We start from the raw sequence: 25,036 nt of genomic DNA, 5'->3' as shown, positions 1-25,036 counted from the left end.
TTCATGCGTATCTCTGTAATTTACGCAGCGATTTGCTGCGCCCTTTTTTCACCCCGAATGGTTAATGCCGTACAGCTGACGGTAGAGCAGCGACTGCAGCAACTTGAGCAACGACTTAATATCTCTGAGAAAAAAACGGCGGAAGCCGAAAGCCGTGCAGCAAATGCAGAAAAAAAACTGGCTGACTTATCGAAACAAAATGAAGTCACCAGTAAACAGGTTGAGGCCGTCAGTAAAAAGCAGGAAATTAATAAAGGGACTGATGGTATGGAATTCAGTGCTTATGCCCGTACTGGTCTTCTGATTAATAGCCATGGAAAAGGCGGCAGAGGCGGGCCGGGTGTTTCTCCGGCCAGCTCCCTGAATGATGATGCGCATACTGGACGACTGGGTAATGAAAAAGATAATTACCTTGAACTGAGTCTTGGAAAGCGCATGACCTTCAGTGACGGTTCATGGGCACATTTTAAAACAATGATTGCGGATGGCGCTAAAAACCCCGATCCGTGGGTGCAGGACAATAACAGTCACCATATCAACGTACGACAGCTCTATGTGGAAATGGGAGGCTTCAGTGAGTTCTCCGGACCGTTTAACGATGCTTATATCTGGGCAGGAAAACGCTTCGACAGGGATAATTTTGACATTCACTTTACGGACAGCGACATCATGTTCCTTGGGGGGACCGGAGGCGGGGTTTATGACGTCAAATGGGGAGACACCCTGCAGGGAGCTTATTCCGTTTATGGCCGAAACTTTGGCGATTTGGGTAGCGATCGCTATGAAGAAAACGACATTCAGAACGTCATGTTTACGGCGAATCATTCCTATAACAACTGGCAGCTCATGCTTACCGGTATGACTGCGCAGGGGAATGATGATCTTAAGGATAATACCTCGACAACCGGAAGTTATGCTTACCGCTCGGATAACACAGCTAAAAATGGTTACTACGCCATGCTGGCCTATCACGATAAACAGCAGTTTTACGGGCTGGCTAAAGGCATGTCTGAAACGGCTCTCCAGTATGGTGGCGGGCTTGGTGCTGAAGCGAGACAACCCGGCAGCGATGGAGATCTGACCGAAAATGCCAAATCTGTACGTCTCGCATCCTATGGCATACTCCCCGTCTGGAATAACTGGGAGCTGGCGCCATCGGTGATTGCTCAGCACAGTGAAGACCGTTACCGGGAGGGTGACCGCTATGACTGGGCAAGTTTCAATTTCCGCGCATCGCAGGCACTGACAGCGCATTTTGCGCTACTGTATGAAGCGTCCTGGCAATATATGGATCTCGATCCTAACGGACGCACTTACAGTTCTGATCAGGGGGTGCAGACCTATCAGCCAGTTAAGGGTGGATTCTATAAACTCACCTTCGCCCCGACATTTAAGGTCGGCAATGTTTTCGATATCAAGGCCCGCCCAGAAATTCGCTTTTTTGCCACTTACATGGACTGGGATAAAGAGCTTGATCGCTATGCCCTGAATGATGATTTTGGCAGTGAAGGCTTTACTGCAGGTGGTACCTGGAATTTCGGTGTTCAGGCTGAAATCTGGTTCTGAGTGAGCTGACTGCAGTGGATCGTGATTAAACATAAAATCGCGACTGTTCCCGTCGATACATTCTGGGTGTTTCAGACGTGGCCATCTTTCCGGCCACGTCTGACTCAGGCGTTGGGAAAGTCCGCCACTGGCTGACTGCAGACTTGCTCTTACTCAGTTACTGCAGGTCGTGTCGTTCGTTCTCAAATGACTCCCGTATTCCGGTGTCTGATTCATGCTGCTATAAATCAATTTCTCGTGATTATTAGTTTTTTGACATAAAAGCATTCTGAATTGGGCTAAAGTCAAACATGGCAGTGCGCACTACAATACCTTTCTTGTTAATACAAGCATTCAGGCTATGTCTTTCTGACTGAGCCATTCCCGGCAGGGGATATCTTCAGAAGCCGTTGCGGAAATACATTAAGGAGAAAGCTATGTCTCGTATCGTTGTCATTGGTGGCAGTGGCCACGTGGGCTCTTATCTCGTGCCAATGCTGGTTGAACTGGGTCACCAGGTGGTAAACGTCAGCCGGGGCGCAGCAAAGCCTTATCGCCCTCATTACGCATGGTCTCTCATCGAAAACGTTGTTATTGACCGGCTGGAAGAAGAAAAGAAAGGAACCTTTGGTCAACGTATTGCTGAGCTTCAGGCCGATATTGTCATCGACATGATTGCATTTGATCTCGGCAGTACGCAGCAAATTGTTGAAGCGCTTCGCGGCAGGATTGAGCATTATCTTTTCTGCAGTTCAATCTGGGTTTACGGTCGTTATGTGTCAGTCCCCTCTCTGGAAACAGATCCTGTCAGCCCGATTGATGCTTACGGACAGGGTAAAGCGGAAAGCGAAGCCTGGCTGATGCGTGAAGCGCGGCTGTCTGGCTTCCCGGCTACTTGTTTCCGTCCGGGACATATTGTCGGTGAAGGATGGGTACCGACCACGCCTCAGGGGAATTCTAATCCTGAAGTGTATTCGCGTATTGCCCGTGGTGAAACGCTGGCACTGCCTAATCTCGGAAGTGAAACGGTACATCATGTTCATGCTGTTGATGTCGCACAGCTTATCATTAAGGCCATTGAAAACCGTTCTGCTTCAGTAGGTGAAATTTTCAATGCGGTATCCGGCCAGGCCATCACGCTCAGGGGTTACGCTGAAGCCGTTTTCCGCTGGTTTGGTAGGGAACCGTCCCTGAAGTTCCAGCCTTTTGACGAGTGGCTTGCCGGGCTTGAACCTGAATTTGCTGAAAACTCCAGAGGGCATGTGGTGCGAAGTTCTTCACATTCCATTGAGAAAGCCCGCGTCAGGCTGGGTTACCAGCCCCGTTACAGCAGCCTGGAAGCGATCCATGAGTCCGTTCAGGCACTGATCGCCCAGGGGCAGGTAGAGTCACCTTCACGCTGATCACGACGCAGATACGTTTTTAACCTTTGTTCAGGCGGGGCAGATTGAAATCGCTGCTCCGCCGTCACCCTGCTTTTTTATCTGACTGCAGGCTGTGAGCCTGTGGTAACTGTTCACCATCATCTTTAGAAATTATCTATGAATAAACCGCTTAATGCGGGCGGCTTCAGTGCGCCCGAAATGACGTCTGCCTGGAGTGCAGTCATCAGCATGGCTCTGCTGTGCTTCGTCCTCGTTTCATCAGAATTTATGCCGGTCAGTCTGCTGACCCCGATTGCAAATGATCTGTCGGTCACGGAAGGGCAGGCAGGTCAGGCCATTGCCTTTTCCGGGCTGTTTGCGGTGATTACAAGCCTGTTTGGTAACACATTGCTTGCCCGCTTCGACCGGCGTACAGCAGTGATTTTCTATACTCTTGTAATGGTGATGTCCGGTGTCATCGTCACGTCTGCTCACGGCTACGGCATGTTTATGTTCGGGCGTGCACTGATTGGTATTTCCATTGGGGGATTCTGGTCACTTTCTACGGCCATTCTGGTACGGATTGTACGTCCCGTGAGTGTCCCTAAAGCTATCGCCATTCTGCAGGGCGGGACCGCACTGGCGTTCGTGGTGGCACCACCGCTGGGAAGCTTTCTGGGCAGCTTCATCGGCTGGCGGGGTGCATTCTTTACCGTGGTACCTGCGGGTGTGATCTGCCTGATATGGCAGATGGTCGTCATACCGAAACTGCCGCCGCAGCGTGATACCAGTATAAAACAGATAGTATCCCTGTTGCGCAGCCGGACATTCGCCCTGGGCATGATTGCCGTGACGCTTGCCTTCATGGGACAGTTCTCGCTGTCCACTTACCTGCGTCCTTTCCTCGAAAGCGTCACTGGACTGGGCATCAACATGATTTCCCTGTTCCTGTTGGGCGTAGGCGTTGCAGGGCTGACGGGAACGCTGATTTCAGGTTTTTTTGTCAGGGATAATCTGCTGCCAGCCCTCACCGGTTTACCGGCGGGCCTGGCGATCGTCGCAGGTTTGCTCACAGGTCTGGGACACATACCCACTGCCACAGGAGCATTGCTTCTGGTTTGGGGCATACTTGTGACTCCCATTCCTGTCGTATGGAATACCTGGATGACCCGGATTATTCCGGATGAACTGGAGGCTGGCGGTGCCCTGATGGTCGCCCTGATCCAGTTCGCCATTACAATGGGCGCATTCACTGGCGGCGAATTATTTGATCACCAGGGCTGGGTCAGCACCTTCATGCTCGCCACCGCCCTGCTGGTAGCCTCTGCCATTATTGCCGTCCTGCCCGGGCGTCGCTCACTGGCAGGAAAATAAATGCCAGACAGGCCGCTTAACCCGCCGAAGGGATGCGTAAGGCATCAATAATAACTTTCAGTGCCGGCGACATCTGTCGCCGGCTGGGATAATAAAGATGATAGCCCTTGAAAACAGGGCTCCAGTCCTCAAGCACTCTCTCCCACTTCCCCTGCTTTATCCCGGGTTCAGCCAGATTATCCGGAACATATGCCAGTCCATACCCAGCCTCAACGGACGTGAGCATCGGATAAACGCTGCTGTATATCAGCTGACCCTGAACTTTCATGTTCAGTTTCTCATCCCCTTTCTCAAACTCCCATGCGTACAGCTGCCCGGCCCCGGAATGTCTGATATTGATGCAGTTATGACCAGCCAGTTCTGAAGGGTGTGAAGGTTTACCGGCTCTGGCAAGGTAGTCCGGAGATCCAATTACGGCAGGCCGCCAGTCAGCCCCAATCCTGACAGCTATCATATCCTTGACCACATCATCCCCTAGCCGGACTCCCGCATCAAAGCGCCCCTCAACAATATCGATAAAGCCGTTTTGCTGGGACAATTCGACCTGAATATCAGGATAATGTTTTAGGACCGGGGCCAGAGCCGGCCAGATGTACTCATGCAGCATGTGGTCTGAAACCGTGAGCCTTACCGTTCCCGCAGGTGTGTCGCGAAAACGAAGCAGGTCAGAGATATCTGTTTCTATGGCGTTGAGGCGCGGTTCAAGCGCGGCCATAAGTTTTTCACCGATATCGGTGGGTGCCACTTTGCGCGTTGTACGCATCAGTAGCCGCATACCGAGCCTTTCCTCAAGACGTCTGATAATGTGAGACAGCGTTGATTGAGAAATATTCAGCCGTGCAGCAGCTCTGGTAAAACTCCGTTCCTGCGCGACAGCAAGGAACGCAAGATAATCATTAAAATCTTCGCGCATGAACGTTTTCCGTGTAATGAACAAACCTTTCGGCTTAAGCTTTTTCCTGAATGATTTTACAGTCATCCTCTTTGAAAGTCCGTTGTTCGCTCATAACGGCACTTAAACTGCATTATTTTGAGAAGCTGACTGAATTCACTCTGCTTCGTAAGGAGAGAGGATAATGTCGTCGTAATTTCTAATTTCTATGTTTGTCTCTGCCGTTTCGCGAGCGCATGTTTTGCTGCGCGTGATGCCCATTCATCAGATTGGTCCAGGTGCTCAATCTCTGCCTCTGCTATAGGCGTGACACGGATCAGGGAAACGGAGCCAAAAGGTAAATGATCAATCCTGCGGTCATCAAGGCTGAGAATGATTCGGGTGAATGGGTGATATTCGTCTGTAAGCGAACAAAACAGGATTGCGCCATATTTTTCAACATCGTCAGCAACCTGATACCCATCTGCAACGAGATCGCCCAGATTAATCAAGAGAGAAGCCCAGTCATCCGTCGGGCGGCTGATGGTAGTAAAAGCGTCTAATTCCATGAAAAGTTCACAGCCTACACCATTTTCCGGATCGGCAATGCCGGCCCAGGGCGTCGAGAGGCCATCAGTGGCCAGCGTAATTGTGGTTTTGCTCTTAATATTGAGCACTCGACGATGAGGGCCGAACCAGTTCGTCTGGTTGTGTAGATTTGCGTCATCTCGTTCAGCTATAAAGTTATCTGAGACGCAACCATATCTTTCCCAAAAGGCTCGTCTTGCTATTGAGGCGGCCTCATAAATTGGGTCTTGAGGACCGCGCGGCACTATTGTCTTATCAAACAGTGTATCAACCGTAACGCGCCCGCGTATTAACGGTATTTTAGATTTTGTCCAGCGAACGATGACCTTATTAAAAGGTTGTAAATGTGATGCTTCAAGTTTCTCGACAACCTCCCGGACCGTTTGAAGGGCGTGGTTACCCTCTGCAATATGACTCCTATCTGCATACATGTAGCCTCCAGTTAGTGAGGAGACGCCAGCCTGTTCGGTTATAAAGAACCATTCTCCGTTCACAGCGCCAACGGGTGCCTTGTCTAAGGCCGAGCGTAAGTCTCTTGCCGCATCAGCGTTTGAATATGCTGTCATGTCTGTCCTTTAGCTTCACGTCTTAGGTATCTTATGTAATTTTTATTGCAGGCCCTGCGCGCCAAAGTGGAGCGCAGATAGTCGAGAGCACGTATAAATGGAGACTGTTTATAAAAATACTCTCGTGGCTGTAAAAGTACCAACGTACGATTCTCGCACAAAGCAGCCCTCAGTACCTCGCCCACGTCCGCTGCGTGCCAAGAGCAGACATTGCGAACACCATTGGGACATCAATGGCAAGCAAGTAAGGCTCTTTTACTGGGATAGCCTTAATTAACAACTGACTAATTGATAATCTAGATTAAAATCTGGATAGGAAAGACTATCTAAAACCAGAAATTTTATCTGGTGTTCCATCCTGAGTTTAAGTTGAGTAGTATGGAATCATGCCAGAATACAAAGCAGAAGATCGTACCAAGCATCCCTGTACCCTCAAAGAATGGTATGAAAAATGTACAATTTGCATAAACTTGGATGGAACAGCTTTCAGCAACTTTGTCTTACTATAGCTCGAGAAGTTCTGGGGCAGACAGTACAGTCATTCTTAGATTCAAATGACGCAGGACAAGATGGCGCTTTTTCTGGTAATTGGAGCCCGGTCAATGGACAGAACCTGAGTGGAAGATTTGTAATTCAGTGCAAGTTTACAAACAGGGCAGATTATTGTCTTACCCCATCTGACGTAAAAGGCGAAATACCTAAGATTAGAAAACTGGTTAATGATGGGGTTTGTGATGTCTATATACTGATGACCAATGCTGGAATTTCAGGGAAACAAGCAAATACGATTAGTTTGTTGATCAAGGATGCAGGAGTTAAAGATGTATTGATACTCGGCTCTACTTGGATAGAGGACCAAATTAAAGAAAAAACGAAGCTTCGGATGCTTGTACCTCGCTTATATGGTCTTGGTGACCTAAGCCAAATCTTAGATGAACGGGCCTATGCACAAGCAAGAGCTGTACTTGACTCATTACGTGAAGACTTGGCAAAAGTTGTAATAACTAGTGCCTACCGCAAAGCGGTAAAGGCTTTAGATGAGCATGGTTTTGTTTTACTAATTGGTGAGCCTGCTGCAGGAAAAACGACAATTGCTTCAATGCTGGCAATGGCTGCTGCCGATAAATGGGGATCATCAGTAGTTAAACTGGCCGATCCGGAGCAAGTCGCTGAACGGTGGAACCCCGATGAATCTTCACAATTTTTTTGGGTTGATGATGCATTTGGAGTAACACAGTACGAATCATCATTAGTTTACGGCTGGAATCATTCGCTTGTTCAGATTAAGGCGATGCTGCAACGTGGCGTAAAAATCGTCATGACATCCCGAGACTACATTTACAATCGTGCCCGCAATGACCTGAAGGAGAGTGCTTTTCCTCTGCTTAGCGAAAGCCAAGTGGTGATTGATGTCCACGAATTGTCTGATCTTGAAAAGCAACAGATCCTTTATAACCATTTAAAACTTGGGCACCAGCCTATGGCGTTTCGTTCCAGAATTAAGTCGTATCTAGAAGATATAGCTGCTCATTCACGTTTTATTCCCGAGACAGCACGCCGTATTGCAGATCCATTTTTCACTAAAGATATCTATATAAGTAAATATCACCTTGAGCAATTTGTAGATAAGCGTGAGCAATTTCTACTTGAGGTAATTACTGGATTGGATGCGAATAGTAAAGCGGCACTTGGCATGATCTATATGAGAAAGGATCATCTTGAAAGTCCTATTACACTTCAGGGAAATGAAGTTCTGGCATTAGACAGGCTTGGTTGTACATTAGGGGAGTGTATTTCAGCACTAAATGCTCTTAACGGTAGCCTTGTGACGTTAGTGAATGTTGATGACATATTTGCCTGGCGTTTTAAGCACCCAACTATTGGTGATGCCTATGCAATGACTTTAATTTCTAGCCCTGACTTACTTGGTATTTTCTTAAGCGGTAGCTCAATAGAAAATATGATGCAGCAAATTACATGTGGGAATGTTGGCTTAGAAAAAGCAATTATTGTACCCAAATCACTTTTCCCTATGATAGCTGCACGTTTATCTGAATTCTCTACCAGCGATAGATATAAGGTACGGTGGATGTCTATATGGGGAGCGAAAAGATCTCTTTATCTATTTTTAGCCTATCGCTGTTCAAAAGAATTTCTTGAACAATACATTGAAGTTACACCTGAAATATTATCGCGCATATGTGAACCAGGCTTACGTTTAAGTGTGGCTCCTGAGGTTAGTCTTGTTGTAACATTGTATAATCACAATCTTCTACCCGAGAAGAATCGAAAGCGTTTCGTTGAAATAGTGAGTCGTTATGCCATTGACGGAGAAGATATTTATGCATTGAGCGATAGGCGGATTCGTTGCGTCTTTACCGAAGGAGAGTATAGAGAGCTTATAAATTCGGTACGTACTGAGCTAATACCAACATTATCAAAAGTCAGAGAAAACATGCAATTTAATTATATTCAATCTGAATCTCCAGAAGAATATATGCAGGACATAATTGAAATGTTTGACGTACTAAAGGAGCAATTCAATGATGACCCAACAGTAATTGACATAATTGAACATGAACTAGAAGTTGTGGACCAGTGGATCGTGGAAGCAGATTTTCCTGAACCTGATATTAGTCCTCGTGAATTAGGTGTATTAGGGCCAACTGATGAAAAGCACAGTGTACGAAGCATCTTTGATGATATTGATGCCGATTAATACCTTATTGATTTATCGTCAATAATTCATGACTAGTTCCTCATAGATTAGATGCATTAACTCGTCTTGGTTTTAGTCATGGTCAATTGCACCTGCAGACTGGTTGTCAGTAGTCCGGTTCTCGCTCACGGCAGGCCTTCTACTTAGTTAGCAGGTCCCGCTTCGTGCTAGGAGCGGAAATGCTATAAGTCTTTTTGATACGTGCAGTAGGTGCATACCACGCCCAACTAAAACTCAAGCGGCATCCATGATTTTTTTCTTCGATATTAAGGAAGAAGAAATTATGATATCCTTTATATAAAACACCAATATTAACAAGGGTAAACAGTATGAAACTTAAAAAAATGATGGAAATGGATTTCATCAGGGATTTTCGTACTCATCTTGAAACACCTTTTGAACATCAGTTATTTGACGCCAGCCTTCGGAACTATTGTTCACACGGAAACCCTCTTCGATTTAATAATTTCGCATTTGCTATGCGAGAATTGGTAACCAATATTCTTAACCGGAAAGCACCAGAACAGGATGTCATTTCTGCTCCTTGGTACATTCAAGAATCCCCAGATAGAAAAGTTACACGAAAACAGCAACTGAAGTACTGCGCTCAAAAACACATTCCAGATATTTTGATTTCAGTTGAAACGTTAGAAAAAATAAACGAAAAAACAAAAAGATATAATAAAGAGTATAGTGTTTTTAATAAATACACTCATATTACAGAAAAGTACTTTAACAATGAATCTAAAGCTGTTTTTGATGAAGTGAAACAACTCATCGAACTCACCTCGAAGGCATATGATATATTTGATGATCTCGAAAATGTGATGTCTGAAGAGGTACTGGAATCGATTAGTGCTGAAATCCGTGAAGTAACAAGAGATAACATCCCTGGTGAAATTGATATTCTTTCTTCATCCACTCTTGTAGATGATAGTGAAGTCACAGACATTCGCTTAATAACCATGACAAATGAGTTCATTTATTTTTTAATTAAAGGAACGATTTATATAACTCGGCAATATGGAAAAGGTGAGGATTTTTATGCATCTGGTGACCATTACCCCTTCTGGTTCGCCGTTTCTGTAAGTGCACAGGATTTCAATTCAGTTAACCCATTGAATGTTAATATTATGGTTGATACATCTGAATGGTATGCTGAAAGTAAAGAAGATCAGGCATATCAGTCTCTGATAAACAGTGCAGAATTCCTGAGCAGAATAGATTACATCAATATTTCTACTCGTGAGAAAGAAAAACTTTTCCCTGGTGTAAGTAAATTACTTACATCGTCTGACACAAACAGCAAAGCTATATACGAATCTTGTACTATTGAATATGGTTCTGACGACGACTTACCTTTTTAAGCACAAGGCTTTGTGATGAACTTTCACATTTCTATCGATGATTGGCATGTGAATACTTAGAGCTTCCGGACAGTTACTTTTATCTTCTGAATATGTTTCGACAACAGTTCTGCATGCTAGTGACCTGATCCCTGTTGATTCGTACAGAATAGTATTAGCAAAGTCCGCTTTTCGCTCAAAGCAGACTGCCAGAAGCATGCAGTTACTGACTAAAGGAGGTCACTTCAAATCAGTTTTTTCGTAGTGATGTGGTCGACGTGTGAAAATGAAAGAAAAAAAGCAATTTATTTCAAATGCTTAAAGCAAAAAAATAAGCCTGCGTAAGGGAGATTACGCAGGCTAAGGAGGTGGTTCCTGGTACAGCTAGCATTTATGGGTTATGTTTTTCAGCGCTGAGGATAATACCCTTATCGAACGAAACGGTATGTGATCCGATTCTAAGAATCTTCCGCTGGTAAAAAATAACCCCGCTTGACTATTTATTGTGCGGATTTCGGGTGCTTTCCCCTTCGAAATTGCGCATCAGCAGCGCAAATTCCAGCTCCACCTCTTCCGGTACCGGTAACCAGACGACGTGCCCGTCACCCGGTGCGACGGTGATGGCTTCACCTTTGCCGTTTTCCAGATGCTCCAGGCGGAAGTTCATATTACCCTGCGGGGTCATCAGCTCCAGGCTGTCGCCCTGCGTGAATTTGTTTTTCACCGCTACGGCGGCCAGTGCGCCTTTACGCTCTCCGGTGAAATCACCAACAAACTGCTGACGTTCTGAGACGGAATAGCCGTGCTCGTAGTTCTGGTAATCGTCGTGCGTATGGCGACGCAGGAACCCTTCGGTATAGCCGCGATGCGCCAGGCCTTCCAGGGTTTCCAGCAGGCTGGTGTCGAACGGTTTGCCCGCGGCGGCGTCGTCGATCGCTTTACGGTAGACCTGCGCGGTGCGTGCGCAGTAGTAATAGGATTTGGTGCGGCCTTCAATCTTCAGGGAATGCACGCCCATCTGGGTCAGACGCTCGACGTGCGCAATGGCGCGCAGGTCTTTTGAGTTCATAATGTAGGTGCCATGCTCGTCTTCAAAGGCGGTCATGTACTCACCCGGGCGTTTGGCCTCTTCAATCATAAACACGCTGTCGGTCGGTGCGCCCACGCCCAGCGTCGGCTCGACGTTTTGCACCGGAATCGGCTCGTATTTATGAACGATATTGCCGATATCATCTTCTTTGCCTTCCTGGACGTTATATTCCCAGCGGCAGGCGTTAGTGCAGGTGCCCTGATTAGGGTCGCGTTTGTTGATGTAGCCAGACAGCAGACAGCGGCCGGAGTAGGCCATGCACAGCGCACCGTGAACAAAAATCTCAATTTCCATTTCGGGTACCTGGGTGCGGATCTCTTCGATCTCTTCAAGCGAGAGCTCACGCGACAGAATCACGCGGGTCAGGCCCATCTGCTTCCAGAATTTTACCGTCGCCCAGTTCACGGCGTTCGCCTGAACGGACAGGTGAATATCCATCTCGGGGAAATTCTCCCGAACCAGCATGATCAACCCCGGGTCTGACATGATCAGCGCATCCGGACGCATCTCCACCACCGGCTTCAAATCGCGAATAAACGTTTTCAGCTTGGCGTTATGCGGCGCGATATTCACCACCACGTAGAACTTTTTCCCCTGCGCGTGGGCTTCGTTAATGCCAAGCTGGAGGTTTTCGTGGTTGAATTCGTTGTTACGCACGCGCAGCGAGTAACGCGGTTGGCCCGCATATACCGCATCGGCGCCATAGGCGAAAGCGTAACGCATATTCTGCAGCGTTCCCGCCGGGGAAAGGAGTTCAGGTTTAAACATGTGTGTTCTCGTTCTGATGACAGGTCAGATCCGCTTGCACCGGGTGCAGCGGGTAAGGGGAGATCCCCTACTTTAAGGGCGGGCATTGTAGCGCTGCGGGAAGGGCAGGTAAAGCGATTGTGCCGGGCGGACGCGTGCCTGACCCGGCTTCATCATGATGCGTCAGGCAATGCGGCAGGCATCCGCTTCCCAGCGGTACCCCACGCCATATACCGCACGGATAAACGACTGGTCGGCATCCAGCGCTTCCAGCTTGCGGCGCAGGTTTTTAATATGGCTGTCGATGGTGCGGTCGGTCACCACGCGATAATCATCATAGAGATGGTTAAGCAGTTGTTCGCGGGAGAACACTTTCCCCGGTTCGTGGGAGAGCGTTTTCAACAGGCGAAACTCGGCGGGCGTCAGATCTAAAAGCTTGCTGCGCCAGCTGGCCTGAAAGCGGCTCTCATCCACCACCAGCGGGCTGTTGGCGTCCAGGGTTTGCAGTTCACGCTGGGGTTTACAGCGGCGCAAAATCGTTTTCACGCGAGCCACGACTTCACGCGGGCTATAGGGTTTGCAGATGTAATCATCAGCACCGATTTCCAGGCCCAGCAGACGGTCAATCTCTTCGATTTTGGCGGTGACCATGACAATGGGGATGTCGGAGAAACGGCGAATTTCCCGGCACAGGGTCAAACCGTCGGTGCCGGGCAGCATCAAATCCAGCAGGATGAGGTCCGGCGGCGTCTGGCGCACAAAGGGCAGGACATGATCGCCGTGGCTGATCAGCGAGGGGGCATAGCTCGCGGCGCGCAAATAGTCGATTAATAACTGCCCAAGCTTAGGCTCATCCTCCACGATCAGAATACGTGGCGTGTTTTCGTCAATGGGTAACTCAGTCATACTTCTCTCGATAACTCCCGTTCCAGCGGTAACGCTACTGTAATGCTTACCCCGCCAAAAGGCGAATGGGCGGCGCGGATTGTCCCGCCGTGGGCTTCCACAATGTTTACGCAAATCGCCAGCCCCAGCCCGGAGCCGCCGCTGGCGCGGTTACGCGAGCCTTCGGTGCGGTAGAAACGCTCAAACAGTTTTTCCAGCTGAGCATCCTGGACGCCGGGCGCGGAGTCCGCAAAGGTCAGGGCAAAGCGACCCTCTTCCTGACGGCCAGAGATATGTAATCCTCCGCCCGCATCGGTATAACGCAGGCTGTTTTCCAGCAGGTTATTAAACAGCTGCATCAGTCGGTCGGGATCGCCAAAGACCACGGCGCTGTCCGGCAGCGACAGGTCAATCGTCAGGTTGCGGCTGGTGAAACGTTCCCGAAACGCGCCGCTGACCACCTCCAGTATCGTGATCACATCCACCGGTGATTTTTGATACGCCAGCGCGCCTTCGTCGGACATCGATAGCTGGTGCAGATCGTTGACCAGTTTCGTCAGGGTGCCGACCTCTGCCTGCAACGACGCCACCGACTCAGGGGTGAACTGGCGCACGCCATCCTGAATGGCTTCCAGTTCCCCGCGCAATACCGCCAGCGGGGTCCGCAGTTCGTGTGAGATATCGGCCATAAAATCCCGGCGCATCTGTTGGTTCTTTTCAAGGGTGCTGGCGAGCTGGTTAAAGTCCTGCGCCAGCTTGCCCAGTTCATCCTGACTGCGGGTATCCACACGGGTAGAAAAATCGCCGGCCGCCAGTTTATGCGTGCCCTCGACCAGCCGTTTCACCGGCGCAAGCAGCCCGCGCGCCAGCGGGAAAGTGGCGAGCGCCGCCAGCAGGGTGGAGAGCGCCACAATTAACCAGCTGGTCTGGCGCTGTTGGCGATCAAAGTTGATGTCGGTATTACGGGTCAACCGCTCGACGGGGGAGGCAATCACCCAGCCCACCGCCGCGCCGTTAACCGTGATGGCCCGCTTTGTACCGTCCTGCGGAACAGGGGCTCGCGGGCCGACCAGCACGCGTTGATCCTGGTCGATAACCCAGAACTGCGTGCGCCAGCCGTGCGGCGGCATACCGGCACCGGGGCGGTCATCATCGGTGTCATGCTCCAGCGAGCGCAGGATCTGGAACACGAATCGATCGTTGTTACGCAGGAAACGCCAGTTACCGTGCAGGGCATACTGCTCGCCCAGCGCGTCACTTAACCCCTGAAGACGCTGCTCATTACCGTGTTTGATATAATCGATAAAGCCCCGCTCAAAGCTGACGCGCACCGCCCAGTGCATGGTGATCAGCAGCACAATGCAGGTGGCGAAGATCGCCACAAACAGTTTTCCCGTAATGCCGGGCCGCCAGAATTTCATCGTTCTCTCCTTCTGCGTCGGCCGATCACGACGTTCTTACTGGTATCATCCGGGACCCGGGCGAAAATAAAGGCGGGCAGGGCGATAATGACCGCCATGCTGAGATAAGTGTACAGAAAGACCTGATGCGCAACGGCGTTGTCGGCACTGAGATGCTGCTGCCCGTAAAGGCCGAGGAGCAGACCGGCAAGGGTAACGCCAATGCTCATGGAGAGCTGCATGATCATCGACAGCAGGCTATTACCGCTGCTGGCCAGCTCGTCGGGTAAATCTTTCAGCGTCAGGGTATTCATTGAGGAGAAGCGGGTCGAGTTGATCATCCCCTGGAAGAACAGCACGACGGGTAACGCGTAGTACCAGCCCATCAGCGCCACCGCCATAAACAGCAGGGTGATCGTGGCTAACCCCAGGGTCGAAGCGACAAGGACATGGCGATAGCCAAACCGGTTTACCACCTGTACCACAATGCGTTTCATCCCCATGCTGCCCAACACCATCGGGATCATCATCAGCCCGGCATGAAAGGGCGAAAAGCCCAGCCCAATCTGCAAAAATACAGGCGTCATAAACGGCAGCATGCCGCTGCCCAGACGACCAACGAAGCTGCCCAGCAGACCCACCCTGAACGTCGTATTTTCGAAAAGCGAGAGCCTGAACAACGCCTGTTCGTTACCCCGCGCGTGCCAGAGATACCACAGGAGAGAGAGCACCCCGATAAGCACCAGTAGCGACAGAGACAGGGTGGAAATGCCCAGCCCTTTTTGCCCGTCCAGTGCCAGCGTAAGCGTAGCCATGCCCACCGCGAGCAAAATAAAGCCCACTTTATCGAAGCGGCGGGTCTGCATTTTGTAGTTAGGCATCAGCACCAGCGTGGCGATGGCGCCCACGATGCCAACGGGCAGGTTGATCAGGAATATCCAGTGCCATGACGCGTACTCGACCAGCACCCCGCCCAGTGCCGGGCCGAGTAAAGGCCCAACCTGACCGGGAAGCGTAACAAAGGTCATAGCCGCCATGTACTGCGCGCGCGGGACGATTTTCATCACCGTTAGCCGCCCGACCGGGACCATCATCGCCCCGCCGATGCCCTGAAGGGCGCGGGCCATGATCAGCTGATCGAGGGTATTAGCCTGGGCGCAAAACAGCGAACCTGCGGTAAACAGCACGATGGCGGTGAAGAAAATATTGCGTACCCCCACTTTGTCCGCCAGCCAGCCGCTGGCGGGCAGCATGACGGCTACCGTCAGCACGTAGGAGACAATCACCATGTGCATATGCAGCGGGCTTTCGCCCAGGCTTGCCGCCATTGAGGGAAGGGCGGTATTGACAATGGTGGTATCCAGCGACTGCATAAAGAAGCCAAAGGCTACGATCCACAGCTGCCAGCGTACATTACCGGGAAGGTCAGTCATCTATTCGCTCACCGTCGTTCTGTTTTTTCGCGTAAAACGCACCCGCAGGCCGTCAAAGAACAGGTAGACCACGGGAGTCGTATAGAGCGTCAGCAGCTGGCTCATCACCAGCCCGCCGACAATAGTAATCCCCAGCGGTTGACGCAGTTCAGAGCCATCTCCTCCGGAAATCACCAGCGGCAGTGCGCCAAACAGGGCCGCCAGCGTGGTCATCATGATCGGACGAAAGCGCAGCAGGCAGGCCTGGAAAATAGCATCGCGCGGCGTCAGCTGACCGTTACGCTGCGCATCCAGCGCGAAGTCCACCATCATGATGGCGTTTTTCTTCACGATGCCAATTAATAACATGATGCCAATCAGGGCAATCAGGCTAAAGGGTGCGCCAAAAATCTCCAGCGCCAGCAGCGCACCGACGCCTGCCGACGGCAACGTCGACAGAATGGTCAGAGGATGCACATAGCTTTCGTACAGAATCCCCAGCACGATATAGACCGTGGCAATCGCCGCCAGAATCAGGATCACCTGGGAGTTCATTGTCTCCTGAAAGACCTGTGCCGTTCCGGCGAAGCTACCGCGCACGGTAGAGGGCACACCCAGCTGCGTCATGGTGCGATTGATCGCCTCGCTGGCCTCTGACAGAGACGAACCGGTCGGCAGGTTAAACGAGATCGTCGAGGCGGCCGACAGGCCCTGATGGTTTACCGAAAGCGGCGCATTAGCAGGCTGCCAGTGGGCGAACCCCGAGAGCGGAATGGATTTTCCGTCGTTATTGATGACATACATTTTATCCAGCGCGCTGATGTCCTGGGTGTAGCGCGGATCCACTTCCATCACGACCTTATACTGGTTCATGGGCTGATAAATGGTGGAAATTTGCCGCTGACCAAAGGCGTTATTCAGCAGGCTGTTGGCGGCGTTCACGTCAATCCCCAGCCGCGCCATGGTTTCGCGGTCGTAGGTTAAATTCATCTCGGCGCCGTTATCCTGCTGATCGGAGTTCACGTCTGCCAGTTCCGGCAGCGCGGCCAGCGCTTTGCGGATTTTGGGTTCCCACTCCCGCAGCGAGGCCAGATCGTCCGAGAGCAGGGTGTACTGGTAGCTGGCGTTCGCCTGGCGTCCACCCACGCGAATATCCTGAACGGCCATCAAAAACAGATTAGCCCCCGGTTCTTTAGCCAGTTTCCCGCGCAGGCGATCGATCACCTGTTGCGCCGTCTCGGCTCTTTCGCTGCGTGGTTTAAGGGCTATGAACATTAAGCCGCTGTTCACCCGCGAGCCTCCGGTAAAGCCGGTGACATTATCTACCGCCGGATCTTCACGAATAATCTTCATGAAATCCTGCAGCTTAATGCGCATGGCCTGAAAGGAGATACTCTGGTCGGCCTGAATTCCGCCCATCAGCGCCCCGGTATCCTGCTCCGGGAAAAAGGTTTTCGGAATAGAGATGTACATCCAGACGTTGAGTGCAATGGTGCCCACCAGCACCAGCCCGACAATGCGGGTATGGTTAAGCACCCACTTGAGCGATTTGCCGTAGCCTTCCTGCATCGCCATCAGTAAACGACCAACGCCTTTTTTGCGCGGCTGCGAATGCGGCTTGCTGCTTTTGAGCATCCAGCCGCACATCATTGGGGTGAGCGTCAGCGAGATAACCAGTGAAATACCAATCGCCACCGACAGCGTGACGGCAAACTCGCGCAGCAATCGTCCCGGCAGGCCTCCCATTAGCAGCAGGGGAAGGAAAACGGCGACCAGCGAAAGGCTCATCGACAGCACGGTGAACCCCACCTCCCGGGTGCCCTGCAGGGCGGCCTGCAGCGGTTTCATGCCCGCTTCAAGATGGCGGGAGATATTTTCCAGCACCACGATGGCATCATCCACCACAAAACCCGTGGCGATGGTCAGCGCCATCAGCGACAGGTTGTTGAGGCTGAATCCGCACAGATACATGGCGGCAAAGGTGCCGATTAACGATACAGGCACCGCCACCGCCGGGATCAGCGTGGCGCGCCCGGAACGCAGGAAGAGAAAGACCACCAGAATCACCAGCGCGATGGAGATGATCAGCGTCTGTTCCACCTCCTCAAGCGATGCGCGGATCGTGGGCGAGCGATCCTGGGCAATTTGCAGATCGATAGCCGCCGGGATGGTCTCCTGAAGTTCCGGCAGGCGCTGGCGAATGCTGTTCACCGTCTGAATAATATTGGCTTCCGGCAGCTTGCGAATTATCAGCAGGATAGCCGGTTTGGCATTGGTCATCCCGGCGTTGCGCACATCCTGAACCGAGTCGGTTACCTTTGCCACATCGCTCAGGCGCACGACCGCGCCATTGTTGTAATGGATAATCAGCGGCTGGTATTCCGCCGCCGTTTTCAGCTCGTCATTGGTCTGGATCTGCCAGCGATGGCTCCCGTCTTCAATGGCTCCTTGCGGCTTGCGCACGTTGGCATTGCTGATGGCGGTACGGACATCGTCGAGCGATACCCCCTGATTAAACAAAGCTTCTGGATTCAGGCCCACCCGCACGGCAGGCAGGGAACTACCGCCCACGTCCACGTCGCCCACGCCGTCAATTTGCGCGAGGGTCTGCGCCAGCTGGGTAGAGGCGAAATCGTACAGCTCTCCCTGTGAGTACGTCTCCGAGGTGAGCGTCAGGATCATAATTGGCGCATCGGACGGGTTGGCTTTGCGATAGGTTGGGCGGCTGGGCATCCCGCTCGGCAGCAGACTTTGTGCGGCGTTGATCGCCGCCTGCACATCGCGCGCCGCGCCGTTGATATCGCGATTAAAGTTGAATTCAAGAATGATGCGCGTGCTGCCGAGGGAGCTGCTCGAGGTCATCTCATTGACCCCGGCTATGCGCCCAAGCGACCGCTCCAGCGGCGTCGCCACAGACGACGCCATCGTTTCTGGCGACGCGCCCGGCAGCGAGGCGCTGACCATAATGACCGGAAAATCCACCTGCGGCAGGGGGGCTACCGGCAGCATCTTAAAACCCAGAACCCCGCACAGGGTGATGGCGAGCGAAATCAATATCGTCGCCACCGGGCGGTAAATGAAGAGGGCGAAGAACTTCACTTACGCCTCCTCTTCACGTTTTGGGAAACGCGCTTTTATTCTCAGCGCCAGGTTGTCAAACAGCAGATAGATAACCGGGGTGGTAAACAGCGTTAAGACCTGGCTCACCATCAGCCCGCCGACCATGCCAATCCCCAGCGGACGACGTAGCTCAGCCCCGACGCCGGTACTGAGCATCAGCGGCAGGGCGCCCAGCAGGGCGGCCAGAGTGGTCATCAGAATCGGGCGAAAACGCAGCAGACAGGCCTGATAAATCGCCTCGCGCGGCGCCATCCCCTGTTCGCGCTCCGCGGCCAGGGCAAAGTCAATCATCATGATGGCGTTCTTCTTGACGATACCTATCAGCAAAATAATGCCGATGATGGCGATCACGTCCAGCTCGCTCCCTGCCAGCATCAACGCCAGCAGCGCGCCTACGCCCGCGGTAGGCAGGGTCGAGAGAATCGTAATCGGATGGATAAAGCTCTCGTAAAGGACCCCCAGCACGATATACATGGCGACCACCGCCGCGACAATCAGCCAGATGGTGTTGCCCAGCGCGGCCTGGAACGCCAGCGTACTGCCCTGGAACTGCGTCTGAATGTCGGTCGGGAAGTTGAGCGTTTTTTCCGCGTTGAGAATGGCCTCCACCGCCTCGCCAAGCGAGTGGTTATCCGAGACATTGAACGAAATGGTGGTGGACGGGAACTGATCCAGATGATTTATCGACAGCGGCGTAAAACGCTCCTCTACCTGGGCAATGGCGTTTAACGGCACGATACCGCCGTCCTTGCTGGTAAGACGGATCGAATCCAGCGCCGCCAGACCCGGCGTACGTTCGGTGTCGTGCTCAAGCACCACCCGATACTGGTTAGCCTGGGTGTAAATCGTGGAGATCAGGCGCTGCCCAAAGGCGTTATAGAGGGCATTATCCACATCCGCCATGGTGATCCCCAGACGGCTGGCGGCGTCACGGTTGACGTTGATCCAGGCGGCCAGTCCCTTATCCTGCCAGTCGCTGCTGACGTCCGTCATCTGCGGCAGGGTTTTCAGCTTGTCCACTAACTGCGGCACCCATGTACTGAGCGCGTCGAGGCTGGTGGCCTGCAGGGTGAACTGATACTGCGTGCGGCTGACCTGCGTATCAATGGTTAAATCCTGAATCGGCTGCAGATACAATTCGACGCCCGGAACCCTGGCGATAGCCGATTGCAGACGCTCAATTACGGTGTTCACGCGGTCATCACGATCGTCGAGCGGCTTGAGGTTGATCTGCAGACGAGCGCTGTTGAGGGAGGGATTGGTGCCGTCCACGCCCACAAACGACGTCAGGCTCTCCACCGCTGGATCTTTCATGATAATTTCTGACACCGTTTGCTGCCGTTCGGCCATACTGGCGAAGGAGACGGACTGCGGTGCCTGCAACGTACCCTGAATAATGCCGTTATCCTGAATCGGGAAGAAGCCCTTCGGGATGAAAATCCACAGCACGACGCTAAGCGCCAGAGTGCCGAGGGCGACGCCAAGCGTGGCCCACGGATGGTTAAGCACTTTCGTCAGCATTCGGCCATAGGCAGCGATCACCCGTTCGAACATACGTTCGGTGGCGCGAGAAAAACGGTTCTGCTTACGCAAGGATTCAACGCTTAACATGCGCGCGCACATCATTGGGGTGAGCGTCAGCGACACCACGGCGGAAATGAGAATAGCGACGGCCAGCGTCACCGCAAACTCACGGAACAGACGACCGACAATATCGCCCATGAACAGCAATGGGATGAGCACCGCAATCAGCGAAAAGGTGAGCGAGATGATGGTAAAACCGATTTCGCCCGCGCCCTTAAGCGCCGCAGCGAGCGGTTTTTCGCCTTTTTCGATATAGCGCGAGATGTTTTCGATCACCACGATGGCGTCATCCACGACAAACCCGGTGGCGATGGTTAGCGCCATCAACGTCAGGTTGTTAATGGAGAAATCGAGAAACACCATCACGGCAAAGGTGCCAATCAGCGACAGGGGCACGGCAACGGCGGGAATAATGGTCGCCGGGACGTTACGCAGGAAGACGTAAATGATCATCACCACCAGCGCGATCGCCAGCATCAGCTCAGACTGCGTATCGCTGACGGAGGCGCGGATGTTGGTGGTGCGGTCTGAAAGCACCTTCACATTGACGGATTTAGGCAGGCTTTCAATGAGCTGCGGCAGCATGGCGCGAATGCTGTCCGCGGTGTCGATGATGTTGGCGCCAGGCTGGCGTTGAACGTTCATGACGATCGCCTGCTCTTTATTGGCCCACGCGCCAAGCCAGCTGTTTTCCGCGCCTTGTTCCACGGTGGCGACGTCGCCCAGACGGATCGGCGCGCCGTTCTGATACGCGACAATCAGCTGGCGATACTCGTCGGCGGACTGCATCTGATCGTTAGCCGACAGCGTCACCGCCCGGGTTGGCCCATCCAGTGAGCCTTTTGCCGAGTTAACGTTAGCGCTGGTAATGGCGGTACGGATGGTCTCGCTGGTTAAACCCAGCGCGGCAATGGCCTGAGCGTTGAGCTTCACCCGCACGGCCGGACGCTGACCGCCGGAAAGGGTGACCAGACCGACGCCGTTGACCTGGGAAATTTTTTGCGCCACGCGCGTTTCGACCATATCTTCCACCTGCGTCATCGGCATGGCGGAGGAGGTGACGGCCAGCGTCATGATCGGCGGATCGGCCGGGTTGACCTTGCTGTAAACGGGCGGGTTAGGTAAATCAGACGGCAGCAGGTTCGTGGCGGCATTAATCGCGGCCTGCACCTCCTGTTCTGCCACATCCAGCGAGAGGGCGATCTGGAACTGCAACGTCACCACCGACGCCCCGCCGGAGCTTTGGGACGACATCTGCTTCAAGCCCGACATCTGTCCGAACTGGCGTTCGAGCGGGGCCGTAATTGCAGACGTCACCACGTCCGGGCTGGCGCCAGGGTATAAGGTGACGACCTGAATGGTGGGGTAATCCACCTCCGGCAGCGCGGAGACCGGCAAAAAACGGTAGCCAATGATGCCCGCCAGCAAAATCGCCACCATCAGCAGCGTGGTGGCAACGGGGCGCAGAATAAACAGGCGTGATGGCCCGCCTGTAGAGCTGGGTGGTAACACCTGCATCAGGAGCTCGCTCCCTGACGGGTGGATTCAGGCTTCGCGGGTTTCGCCGTTGAAGCCTCGCTGTGCGCTTCCACGACCTCGACTTTTGCCCCTTCGGTCAGGCGGTCGATACCGTCGGTCACCACGCGATCGCCGGCGGACAGCCCGGCCGCGATCACCACCGTCTGGCTATCCTGAATCCCGGGCTTAACCAAATGCTTGCTCACCTTATTGTCGCTATTCAACACCCAGACGAAGTTCCCTTCGTTACCCATTTGCAGAGCCGCCGTTGGGATCACCACCGCATTCTCTTGCGTCGCGACCAGCATGCGCGCATTCACAAACTGATTGGGGAAGAGGGCGTCGTCCTGATTATTAAACCGTGCTTTCAGCTTGATGGTACCGGTGGTCGCATCAATTTGATTGTCCAGGCTCAACAGCGTGCCGTCGCTGAGCTTATGTTTATTGGTGCGATCCCAGGCTTCAACCGCCAGCGTCTGGCCCGCTTTTTGCGCCTGCACCACGGTGGCGATGTCGCTTTCCGGCAGGGTAAACACCAGATCGATAGGGTGAGTTTGCGTTAACACCACAATGCCCGTGGTATCGCCGCTGGAAATTTGATTACCGACGTCGACCTGTTTCAATCCGACGCGCCCGTCGATGGGGGCGGTGATGCGGCTCCAGTCCAGCTGCAGCTGTGCGCTGGCGACGGCAGCTTCATCGGCTTTAATGGTGCCCTGCGTTTCGCTGACCAGAGAACGCTGGGTATCAAGCTCCTGACGCGAGACGAGGTTCGTTTTTACCAGCTGCTGATAGCGGGCCAGGTCGCGCTGGGCGTTGGCGTAGGTGGCTTTATCTTTTGCCAGCTGCCCCTGCGCCTGCGCCAGCGCCACGTTGAACTGGCTCGGATCGATTTCCGCCAGCAGATCGCCCGCTTTCACCTGTTGGCCTTCTTTAAAGTGGATGGCCATGAGCTGTCCGTCGACGCGGCTCCGCACGGTAACGGTATTCGCTGCGGTTACCGTGCCCAGACCTGAAAGGTAACGCGGCACGGATTTATTGACCGCCGTAGCGGCCTGGACCGGCGCAAGCGGGCCGCTTCGCATACCGTGACGACCACCGCCGGTGCGCTGTTGCTGCGTTGAGGGCTCGTTTGCCGACGAGTGGCTGTGCCAGTACCAGGCGGCGGCAAGCGCGACCACAATGATACCGGCGGCGATTGCCCAGCGGGATTTGTTACTGCCTTTCATCGTTATACGTTCTCTTCCTGAAACACTGCGGGGAATGATACTAGTTTAGTCAGGCAACGCTTCGGAAAAATGGAGGAAATATGGAAGACTGTCTGGATTTGTCTGAATGGGCAGAGGGAAACGCGCTGAAAAAGAAAAGCCGGAGGGCGAATGCCCATGCCCGGCGCATGAGAAATGGCGTTGCCGGGTAAGCGATACCCGGCCTTCGTCATTTAACTAAACATCACTTTCGCCCAGCGAGCCAGACCTGCGGTCACCGAGCCAAAATCATCGCCACCGGCAATCGGAATACCCGGCAGTTGTTCCGCCAGCGCTTTTTTGATTAACGGTGAACGGGCGCTGCCCCCGGTCAGATAGATAACATCGGGCTTTTCGTTGCCGTTTTCCAGCGCCAGCTGAACCTGCTCAAGAATACGTTGTAACGGTTGGGTGAGGGCGAGTTCCAGCCCTTGCTGCGAAATCGCCGTCGCCAGGTCGTTACTCATAAAGGGCAAAGCGACGTTATGTTGCGCGACCTGAGAAAGGGCAATTTTGCTCTCTTCTGCACTGCGCACCATGCGATAGCTCAGGCGCTGACGCCAGAGTTTATGCAGCAAGGCCACCTTTTCCCCGTCCTGAGCGTCGCGAACCAGATCGTTTAAGAACCGGCCATTCGCCGTGCTGTAAAAGTCGCTCTGCGCCGGAACGTCGTTAATGGCGACGGCGTTCCACCACGGCAGAATAGGCAGGGCGGTGCCTTTTTCTGTTTGTCCGCCCATGCCGAGCAGCGGCATCAGGCTTTTGAAGGCCAGCGCGATATCCAGATCGTTACCACCAACGCGGCAGCCGCTGTGGCCTAACAGGCTATTTTCACGATCGCGACGGTGATGCCATTGTGGGCCCATCAGCAGTAACGAGCAGTCCGTGGTCCCGCCGCCGATATCGACCACCAGTACCCGTTTCTCTTCACGCAGGGTGGCTTCAAAGTCCAGACCTGCCGCGACCGGTTCGTACTGGAATACCACATCCTGGAAGCCCGCACGGTGTGCAGCACGCTCCAGAATGCCCTGCGCCTGCTGGTTGGCGTCGTCTCCGCCCAGACCCTGGAAGTTAATAGGACGACCAATTACGGCCTGGGTAATGGCCTCCGGCACCTGCGACTGCGCCTGAAGACGAATGTGCAGCATCATGGCGCAGACCAAATCTTCAAACAGGGCGACCTGCTGGGGTTTCAGTCCGCTGGCGCCGAGGAAGGACTTTGGCGATTTAACGAAGTAGACCTCTTCCGGGTCCTCAATATACTGGCCCAGTGAGGCGAGACCGAACTGCACGCTGGTGGGCGTGACATCGATATCTTCGTCGCGGTTGTAGTTAACGGCCCGACGCAATAACGCCTGAGTTTCGCCGGCAGGCGCCGGAACCTGATGATGGCGGTACAGCCATTCGCTCACCGCTTCACGCGTCGGCGCACAGAGCATCGACGGCAGCAAGGTGCTCTCTTTTTCCATTTTCAACAGTCGCGGTTGATCGTTATCCATCACCGCAACTGAACAGTTTGCCGTACCGTAGTCAAAACCTATAAACACAGCCGTAATCCCCATGCCGTTGAGAAGGGGCGAGACTTTAGCGAAATGTCTGCCCGCCGACAACAGGAATATGAAAGCAAAGCAGATCGGCAAAAGTCGGTTTATGCTGTGAA

Annotated in this window: 15 protein-coding genes; 5 read left to right on the top strand and 10 right to left on the bottom strand. The window is 52.9% G+C overall.

From position 1 onward, the window contains the following. The first annotated feature begins 3 nt into the window (after positions 1-3). The 3 genes from LZP96_RS13580 to LZP96_RS13570 all read left to right on the top strand — a co-directional run bounded on the left by LZP96_RS13580 (position 4) and on the right by LZP96_RS13570 (position 4,283). On the top strand, positions 4-1,566 hold the full coding sequence (locus LZP96_RS13580) for a carbohydrate porin (RefSeq protein ID WP_059308648.1): 1,563 nt from the start codon (positions 4-6) through the stop codon (positions 1,564-1,566). 416 nt (positions 1,567-1,982) lie between these two features. Continuing rightward, the gene (locus LZP96_RS13575) at positions 1,983-2,948 is read left to right on the top strand and encodes an NAD-dependent epimerase/dehydratase family protein (protein WP_046884346.1); all 966 of its coding nucleotides are present in this window, start codon (positions 1,983-1,985) and stop codon (positions 2,946-2,948) included. A 138-nt stretch (positions 2,949-3,086) separates the two neighbouring features. Further along, on the top strand, positions 3,087-4,283 hold the full coding sequence (locus tag LZP96_RS13570; protein WP_064326704.1) for an MFS transporter: 1,197 nt from the start codon (positions 3,087-3,089) through the stop codon (positions 4,281-4,283). A 16-nt stretch (positions 4,284-4,299) separates the two neighbouring features. Here the strand turns inward: LZP96_RS13570 and LZP96_RS13565 are convergent, their stop codons facing one another. Both LZP96_RS13565 and LZP96_RS13560 read right to left on the bottom strand, forming a co-directional pair. Then, positions 4,300-5,196: a LysR family transcriptional regulator gene (locus tag LZP96_RS13565; RefSeq protein ID WP_059308645.1), complete on the bottom strand. Its 897-nt coding sequence runs from the start codon at positions 5,194-5,196 to the stop codon at positions 4,300-4,302. 185 nt (positions 5,197-5,381) lie between these two features. After that, positions 5,382-6,308: a hypothetical protein gene (locus LZP96_RS13560; protein ID WP_064326703.1), complete on the bottom strand. Its 927-nt coding sequence runs from the start codon at positions 6,306-6,308 to the stop codon at positions 5,382-5,384. Between the two features lie 451 nt (positions 6,309-6,759). On the opposite strand from LZP96_RS13560, the gene LZP96_RS13555 reads away from it, so the two are divergent. After that, entirely contained in the window at positions 6,760-9,027 is a 2,268-nt protein-coding gene (locus tag LZP96_RS13555) for an nSTAND3 domain-containing NTPase (RefSeq protein ID WP_064326702.1), read from the top strand. 329 nt (positions 9,028-9,356) lie between these two features. After that, a complete protein-coding gene (locus LZP96_RS13550; RefSeq protein WP_082904940.1) occupies positions 9,357-10,394 on the top strand; it encodes a pPIWI-associating nuclease domain-containing protein in 1,038 nt (345 codons plus the stop codon). Between the two features lie 475 nt (positions 10,395-10,869). On the opposite strand, the gene trhP is transcribed toward LZP96_RS13550, so the two are convergent. The 8 genes from trhP to yegD all read right to left on the bottom strand — a co-directional run bounded on the left by trhP (position 10,870) and on the right by yegD (position 24,923). Then, a complete protein-coding gene (trhP, locus tag LZP96_RS13545) occupies positions 10,870-12,231 on the bottom strand; it encodes a prephenate-dependent tRNA uridine(34) hydroxylase TrhP (RefSeq protein WP_064326701.1) in 1,362 nt (453 codons plus the stop codon). Between the two features lie 162 nt (positions 12,232-12,393). After that, positions 12,394-13,116: an envelope stress response regulator BaeR gene (gene baeR, locus LZP96_RS13540; RefSeq protein ID WP_064326700.1), complete on the bottom strand. Its 723-nt coding sequence runs from the start codon at positions 13,114-13,116 to the stop codon at positions 12,394-12,396. Beyond that, on the bottom strand, positions 13,113-14,516 hold the full coding sequence (baeS, locus tag LZP96_RS13535; protein ID WP_064326699.1) for an envelope stress sensor histidine kinase BaeS: 1,404 nt from the start codon (positions 14,514-14,516) through the stop codon (positions 13,113-13,115). Before baeS ends, baeR begins: the two co-directional genes overlap by 4 nt. Next, positions 14,513-15,928 (bottom strand): MFS transporter, encoded by a 1,416-nt coding sequence (locus tag LZP96_RS13530; RefSeq protein ID WP_064326698.1) that lies wholly within the window; start codon positions 15,926-15,928, stop codon positions 14,513-14,515. Before LZP96_RS13530 ends, baeS begins: the two co-directional genes overlap by 4 nt. After that, positions 15,929-19,006, bottom strand: a complete 3,078-nt coding sequence (gene mdtC / locus LZP96_RS13525) for a multidrug efflux RND transporter permease subunit MdtC (RefSeq protein ID WP_064326697.1) — start codon at positions 19,004-19,006, stop codon at positions 15,929-15,931. Beyond that, the gene (locus LZP96_RS13520) at positions 19,007-22,129 is read right to left on the bottom strand and encodes an MdtB/MuxB family multidrug efflux RND transporter permease subunit (protein WP_064326696.1); all 3,123 of its coding nucleotides are present in this window, start codon (positions 22,127-22,129) and stop codon (positions 19,007-19,009) included. After that, positions 22,129-23,358, bottom strand: a complete 1,230-nt coding sequence (locus tag LZP96_RS13515) for an MdtA/MuxA family multidrug efflux RND transporter periplasmic adaptor subunit (RefSeq protein ID WP_064326695.1) — start codon at positions 23,356-23,358, stop codon at positions 22,129-22,131. Before LZP96_RS13515 ends, LZP96_RS13520 begins: the two co-directional genes overlap by 1 nt. 212 nt (positions 23,359-23,570) lie before the next feature. Continuing rightward, complete coding sequence (gene yegD, locus LZP96_RS13510) at positions 23,571-24,923, bottom strand: molecular chaperone (RefSeq protein ID WP_064328163.1); 1,353 nt, start codon at positions 24,921-24,923, stop codon at positions 23,571-23,573. Positions 24,924-25,036 lie beyond the last annotated feature (113 nt).

Source organism: Huaxiibacter chinensis (assembly GCF_022171985.1).
Taxonomy (GTDB): domain Bacteria; phylum Pseudomonadota; class Gammaproteobacteria; order Enterobacterales; family Enterobacteriaceae; genus Enterobacter; species Enterobacter chinensis_A.
Note: the sequence above shows the minus strand (reverse complement) of the source record. Positions and strands in the feature narration are given on the sequence as shown.